Here is a 3159-nt window from a genome sequence, read left to right on the forward strand (position 1 = left end):
CCGCGAAAACAAGTTAAGGCCAACGGCCAGCAACCAGCAACCAGCAACCAGCAACCAGCAACCAGCAACCAGCACCAAGCCGCAGGCATCAAATATTCAACAAACGCACTCAGTGCTCCACAGCCTCCATCGGCAGAAGCCCAGTCTGCCCATAGAACTCCTGCGCTGCAAACGCCTCACGCTCCCGACGCGCCCGCTCGCCGTTATCGATCCTCGACACCACCCAAATCCCAACAAACGCAAGCGGCACAGAAACCAACGCAGGATTATCGAGAAACACGATCGCATGTGCATGATGAAGCACGTCCACCCACACCGACTTCGAGAACACCGTTAGCAACACCGAAGAGATGAGCCCGAGCGCACCGCCGGCTACAGCCCCCCGCGTAGTCATACCACTCCAAAAAATCGACATGACGAGCACCGGAAAATTAGCACTCGCCGCCACGGCAGCCACAAGCCCCACAAGAAACGCCACATTCGCATGCTCGAACAAAATACCAAGCCCAATCGCAACCGCGCTCAGAACAAGCGTCGCAACACGCGAGATACGCATTTCAAGCTGCTCGTTCTTGCGCCCACGCGCGAGCCAGCTCGCATAGAGATCATGCGACACCGTAGTGGCGCCAGAAAGCGTGAGGCCGGCCACCACGGCGAGAATCGTCGCAAACGTGACCGCCGCAATGAAGCCGTAGAAGAGATTCCCGCCCACCGCCTGGGCAAGCTTCACCGCCACCATGTTCGAGCCGCCGAGCAGATCGCTCGTGAGATTGAAGTGCCCCGCCGCATCAACGCGGAAGAACTCGGGATGCTGCGCGAGCAGCGCAATCGCCGAAAAGCCGATCACGAACGTGAGCAGGTAGAAGTAGCCAATGAAACCCGTCGCGTAGAACACCGACTTGCGCGCCTCCTTCGCATTGGGCACCGTGAAAAAGCGCATCAGGATGTGCGGAAAGCCGGCCGTGCCGAACATCAGCGCGATGCCGAGCGAGAGCGCGTTCAGCGGGTCGCGGATCAGCTTGCCAGGCGCCATGATCGAGAGGGCGCCCGGGTGCACGTTGACGGCCTGGCGGAACATCTCGTTCGGGCTGAAGCCGAAATGCGCGAGTGCGAGCACGGCCATGAAGGTCGCGCCGCAGAGCAGCAGCCCCGCCTTGATCAGCTGCACCCACGTGGTGGCCTTCATGCCGCCAAAGAACACGTAGATCACCATCAACACACCCACGACGATCTCGGCAATCCAGTAGGGCAGCCCGAACAGCAGTTCGATGAGCTTGCCCGCGCCCACCATCTGCACAACCAGGTAAAAAATCACGACCATCAGCGAATTGGCCGAAGTCATCAAGCGAATCGGGCCTTGCTCGAAGCGGTACGCGATCACGTCGGCGAACGTGAACTTGCCGAGGTTGCGCAGCGGCTCGGCGATCAGGAACATCACGAACGGCCAGCCGACGAGAAAGCCGATCGAGTAGATCAGGCCGTCGAATCCGAAGATGAACACCATGCCCGAGAGGCCAAGGAACGAGGCCGCCGACATGTAGTCGCCCGCAATCGCGAGCCCGTTCTGCAAGCCGGTAATGCCGCCGCCGCCCGTGTAGAAGTCGCGCGCGGTGCGTGTGCGGCGCGCGGCCCATTGCGTGATGCCGAGCGTCACGAGCACGAACAGCAGGAACATGCCAATGGCGACGGGGTTGTGCTGCGGCGCGGGCATGGGTGCCGCCGCGGCGCCCGGCATGGCGTGGACAAAGCTGCTGGCGGCTGCGAGCGCGAGTGCGCTGAGAAGGCGGATCGGGTTCATGCCTGCACCTCGCCCTGGAGCTTCGCGATGAGCGTGCGCATGGCCGGGTCGAAGCGGCGGTTGGCGCGCAGCACGTAAAGACCGGTGAGCGCGATCGCGCCCGCGATGATGCCCACGCCCACGACAATGCCGACGCTGGTGGTGGCGCCCGCGTAGAGCGGTTGCGCGAGCCGATGCGGCGCGAGCGCGACGATCAGGATGAAGCCGTAGTAAATGGCGATCATGAGCGCGGTCAGCGTGAAGCTGAAGCGCCGGCGCATGGCGACGAGCCGCCGGTATTCGGGGTGCGCCTTGATCGTGTCGATCGATGGGGTGGTCATGGTATCTCCGGTGTCCGATGCAAAGCAGCCAGTGCCGGTCGATGGCGACGGACGAGCGCGGTCGGGCCGCCCTCGAAGGGTGCCTGATGCGTTTGCTGGCTGGCTTTGCTGTTATTGGTATTGGATGGCCGCGCCGCTCTCGGGCGGCGCGGTAGGGGGCGTTGGCCCACTTGTCGTCACTGCTTTTCGAGCATCGAGCCTGGCCCGTGATGGGCGCCCGCTCGATGCGCGTCTCGTGACACGTGCCTCGTCAGGCGAGTGCGTTCGCGAACTCCGGTGCGATGGTGAACAGATCGCCCACGAGGCCATAGTCGGCCACGCTGAAGATCGGTGCTTCTTCGTCCTTGTTGATCGCGACGATCACCTTCGAGTCCTTCATGCCCGCGAGATGCTGGATCGCGCCCGAGATGCCCACCGCGATGTACAGCTGCGGCGCGACGATCTTGCCGGTCTGGCCCACCTGATAGTCGTTGGGGACGTAGCCCGCGTCGACTGCCGCGCGCGAGGCGCCCAGTGCGGCGTTGAGCTTGTCGGCGAGCGGCTCCAGCACCTTCGTGTAGTTCTCGCCGCTGCCCAAACCCCGGCCACCCGAGACGATGATCTTCGCGCTCGTGAGTTCCGGACGGTCGAGCTTCGTGACTTCACGGCTCATGAAATGCGACAAGCCGCTGTCGGCTGCCGCTTCGATCTTTTCCACCGCTGCGCTGCCGCCTTCAGCCGCCACAGCGTCGAAGCCGGTCGTGCGAACCGTGATGACCTTGATGGGGTCTTGCGACTGCACCGTTGCGATTGCGTTACCCGCGTAGATCGGGCGCTCGAATGTGTCGGGCGAATCCACTGCCGTGATGTCCGAGATCTGCGCGACGTCCAGCTTCGCAGCGATGCGCGGCGTGACGTCCTTGCCCGCAGCCGTAGCCGGCGCGAGGATGTGCGTGTAGTTCTTCGCGATCGAAAGAATCGTCGCCTCGACATTCTCCGCAAGCCCCACTTCGAGTTGCGGCGCATCGGCCAGCAGCACCTTTGCAACGCCGGCGATCTTCG

3 protein-coding genes are annotated in these 3159 nt (G+C 63.2%); all 3 read right to left on the reverse strand.

Annotated features, from left to right (window positions below; genetic code table 11):
* Positions 1-109: 109 nt before the first annotated feature.
* Positions 110-1798, reverse strand: a complete 1689-nt coding sequence (locus BO1_RS48390; protein ID WP_028223721.1) for a cation acetate symporter — start codon at positions 1796-1798, stop codon at positions 110-112.
* Positions 1795-2118 carry a DUF485 domain-containing protein gene (locus BO1_RS48395; protein ID WP_028223722.1) on the reverse strand — a complete coding sequence of 108 codons (324 nt, stop codon included), beginning with the start codon at positions 2116-2118 and terminating at the stop codon, positions 1795-1797. The genes BO1_RS48390 and BO1_RS48395 overlap by 4 nt, the downstream gene beginning before the upstream one ends.
* Positions 2119-2368: 250 nt before the next feature.
* Positions 2369-3159, reverse strand: a 791-nt coding sequence (locus BO1_RS48400; RefSeq protein ID WP_028223723.1) for an electron transfer flavoprotein subunit alpha/FixB family protein, incomplete at its 5' end; no start/stop codon positions are given.

The organism is Paraburkholderia oxyphila NBRC 105797, assembly GCF_000685075.1.
GTDB lineage: Bacteria > Pseudomonadota > Gammaproteobacteria > Burkholderiales > Burkholderiaceae > Paraburkholderia > Paraburkholderia oxyphila.